Origin of the sequence: Streptomyces sp. rh34 (assembly GCF_002551245.1) — a bacterium.
Lineage (GTDB): Bacteria > Actinomycetota > Actinomycetes > Streptomycetales > Streptomycetaceae > Streptomyces.
The window spans coordinates 1-3,402 of record NZ_NTGZ01000434.1 but is presented as its reverse complement, the minus strand read 5'-3'; the positions used below and the strand labels follow the sequence as shown (position 1 = coordinate 3,402).

2 protein-coding genes and 1 pseudogene are annotated in these 3,402 nt (G+C 76.4%); all 3 read left to right on the top strand.

Features of this window, described 5'->3' with window-relative positions; translation table 11 throughout:
* Positions 1-112: 112 nt before the first annotated feature.
* Positions 113-868 (top strand): iron-containing redox enzyme family protein, encoded by a 756-nt coding sequence (locus CR470_RS36785; protein WP_097872031.1) that lies wholly within the window; start codon positions 113-115, stop codon positions 866-868.
* A complete protein-coding gene (locus CR470_RS36780) occupies positions 865-1,083 on the top strand; it encodes an aroma-sacti cluster domain-containing protein (protein WP_097872029.1) in 219 nt (72 codons plus the stop codon). The genes CR470_RS36785 and CR470_RS36780 overlap by 4 nt, the downstream gene beginning before the upstream one ends.
* A gap of 222 nt (positions 1,084-1,305) precedes the next feature.
* Positions 1,306-3,381: pseudogene (locus CR470_RS36775) on the top strand (adenylate/guanylate cyclase domain-containing protein); the annotation flags it as partial.
* Positions 3,382-3,402: the final 21 nt, after the last annotated feature.

The following is a 3,402-nucleotide window of genomic DNA, read 5'->3' as shown; positions in this document are numbered from 1 at the left end:
GCTCCCGGGAGGGTGCACAGGGTGTCGTGCGCCGCCACGGCTGCGCGGCGTACGCGCCTCTGGTCGTCGCGGGCGGGTCGCCGGCGCCGGAGACCGACGCGCCGGACGTCCGATGAGCGCGGTGGCCGGCGGTACGCGGCTCGGGCGCGCGGGGGCCTCCGCACGTCTGCGGGTCAAACTCCGCCTGCTGGAACCGGAGTTCCGGGAGGCGACGCACCATATGTGGCGTTCCGAGGGGCTGTTGCCTCGCTACCGGACGTATCTGTGCACCATGCACGCCGTCATCCGCGCCTCCGTCCCGCTGATGGAACTGGCCCTCGGCCGCGCCCGTGCCCGGGCCGCGTCCGGCGATCCGCTGGCGGCGCCGCTCGCCGCGTACCTGGAGGAGCACATCCGGGAGGAGGAGGGCCACGACGCCTGGCTGCTGGAGGACCTCCGGGCGGCGGGCGGCGCCCCCGAGGACGCGCTGGGTCCACTGCCCTCTCCCCTGGTCGCCTCGCTCGTCGGATCCCAGCACTACTGGATCGAGCACCACCACCCGGTCGCCCTCCTCGGCTACATCGCCGTGCTGGAGGGCTACGCGCCGGCCCCCGGCCTCACCGGCCGCATCGCCCGGCTGACCGGGCTGCCCGCCGCCGCGCTGCGGACCGTACGGGAGCACTCGGTGCTCGACACGGAGCACCTGGACGAGCTGTACGCGCTGCTGGACCGGCTGCCGCTCGGCCGGGGGCCCGAAGCGGCCGTGGCGGTCAGCGCGCTGCACTCCCTCGACGCGCTCACCCAGCTGTTCGTCCGGCTCGGGCGCTCCGCACCGGCGCCGTCGCTGCGGGGAGCCGGACCCGTCCCACCGATGGGAGCCACACCATGACCGGACCACCCCAGAACGGCGAACGACCCACGCTGCCCGACGCGTTGTACGAGGCGGGCTTCCCCGTGGACCTGCTCACCGAGGAGCAGCGCGAGGTCCTGAGCGGGCTGACCCCGCAGGAACTGGACGTGCTGCTGGACATCAGGAGGCGGCTGGACGCCGTGGGGCCGGAGGTCCAGGCACACGGCGAGATCGCCGGCGGAGCCCTGTTCTGACCGGAGAACGATCAGCGGTACGGGCCCGGCTCCGGCGACCGGCACCGGGCCCGTACCCGCCCGGAGGTCACCACGTCACCACGTCACGGCCTCACGACGTCCCCGGCACCGCCGCCCGCCCCGTTCGCCCGACCGCACGCGCCTTGGGCGCACGACCACCGGCCGCACGCCCCTTGACCGCACGAACGTTGACCGCACGGCCCCCGGGAGAGAAGGACCGCCATGAACTGCTCCTCGTGCCAGCAGGACCTGCCGCCGACGGCCCGGTTCTGCTCGTCCTGCGGGACGCCGTGCACGACCGCCGCCGCCGGGACCGGACCGGCCCCCGCCGCGCCGCACGGTGACGAACGCAAGCCGGTGACCGTGCTGTTCTGCGATCTCGTCGGGTCCACCGCACTGTCCGGAGTGCTCGACCCGGAGACGCTGCGCGCGGTGACCCTGCGGTACTTCGAGGCGATGAGCGCGGAGATCGTGGCGCGGGGCGGCACCCCGGAGAAGTTCATCGGGGACGCGGTGATGGCGGTGTTCGGCGTACCGGTGGTCCGTGACGACGACGCCCGCCGGGCGCTGGCGGCGGCGCTCGGGATGCGCCGGGCGCTGGCCCGGCTGAACGAGGAGCTGCAGGCCACGCTGGGCATCGAGCTGGCCACCCGGATCGGCGTCAACACCGGTCAGGTGGTGGCGGGTTCGGACACGACCGCACGGCAGGCCCTGGTCTCCGGGGAGACCGTCAACATCGCCGCCCGGCTGGAGCAGAACGCGGGCCGCGGCGAGATCCTCATCGGCCCGGGGACCCTGCTCGCCGCCGGCCCGACGGTGAGCGCCGAGCCCACCGGGCCGCTGCGGCTGAAGGGCAAGCGGGACAGCGTGGAGGCCTACCGGCTGCTGGCGCTGGGCGCGGACGACCCCGAGCTGCTGCGCCGCTTCGACGTCCCCTTCGTCGGCCGCGACGCCGAGTGGCAGGTGCTGGACGCCGCCCTGGAACGGGCCGCGCACGGTGGCGGGGCCGGACCGCTGCGGGTCACCGGGGAGGCGGGCATCGGCAAGACCCGGCTGGTACGGGAGTGGCTGGCGCGGCGGTCGGCGTCCGGGGCGCTCGCGTACGGCGCTGGGCGGTGCCGCAGTTACGGGGACCACGGCACCCTCGCCCCGCTGGCCGACGCGGTGCGTTCGCTGGTGGCGTCCGGGCCCACGCCTGAGCCCGGTCCTGAGCCCGGTCCTGAGCGCGCGCCCCGTCCCGCGGACGACGCGAAGGACACGGCGGGCGGGCTGGGGGTCGACGACGCGATGGCCCTGCTGTCCGGGGGCCTGCTGCGCGACGGCACGCCGAACGCGCCCTTCGAGGACATGTGCGCGGCCCTGACGGCGGTCCTGGAGCGGGCCGCACAGGCCCGCCCGGTCGTCCTGGTGCTGGACGACTGGCACGCGGCGGCCCCGCTGCTGGTCCGCACGGTGCACCGGCTGACGGACGGCCCGGGGTGCGCGGGGGTTCTGGTGCTCTGCGCCGGGCGGCCGGACGGGCCGGATGACGCGGAGGGTGGGGACGGGCTTCCCGCGGGTGCGGGGCGCCTCCAGCTCACCGGACTGCCGCCCGACGAGGCGGCGTGGCTCGCCGCCGGTCTCGCCGGTCCGGGCGGCGGGCCGGCCCCGGTGGACGACCGGCTCCTGGCACGGGCCGGGGGCAATCCGCTCTACCTGGAACAGCTCCTGGTCGGCGACCGGCCGGACCCGGCGGTCGCCTCCCGCCCGGGGGAACCGGCCGCCGAGGAGGATCTGCCGCCCACGCTCCAGGCCCTGCTGGGCGCGCGCATCGGGGCCCTGGCCAGGGCGGAGCGCGGGGTGGTGGACCTGGCCGCGGTGATCGGCCGGGAGTTCACCGCGCCGGAACTGGTCCGGCTGGAGCTGTCCGTACGGGCCGGGGAGGGCCACGTGGCCGGGCAGCCGGCCGGGGCGACCGGTGCGGCCCCCGAGCACCGGCGGCGCGTCGAGGAGGTGCTGGCGGTGCTGGGCCGCCGCCGTCTGGTGGAGTCGGGGCCGCCGGGGGGCCGGGAGGCGGCGGCGTACCGGTTCAGCAGCGGACTGGTGCACGAGGTCGCGTACGCCTCGCTGTCCAAGCGGGCCAAGGCGGAACGCCATGCCTGGGCGGCGGAGCTGCCCAGCGTGCTGCGGAGCGGCGACGGCGCGGTCGGCGGCCACCTGGAGCGTGCCTACCGCTACCGCGCGGAGCTGGGCCTGCTGGACGATCCGGCCCGGCGGCTGCGCGAGCGGGCCGCCGCCGCGCTGGGCCGGGCCGGGGCTGTCTCTTATACACATCTCTGA

What these genes read in the sequence shown, in the direction of transcription:
- CR470_RS36780 (WP_097872029.1), top strand. Translation starts at nt 865, where the DNA reads ATGACCGGACCACCCCAGAACGGCGAACGACCCACGCTGCCCGACGCG.
- CR470_RS36785 (WP_097872031.1), top strand. Translation starts at nt 113, where the DNA reads ATGAGCGCGGTGGCCGGCGGTACGCGGCTCGGGCGCGCGGGGGCCTCC.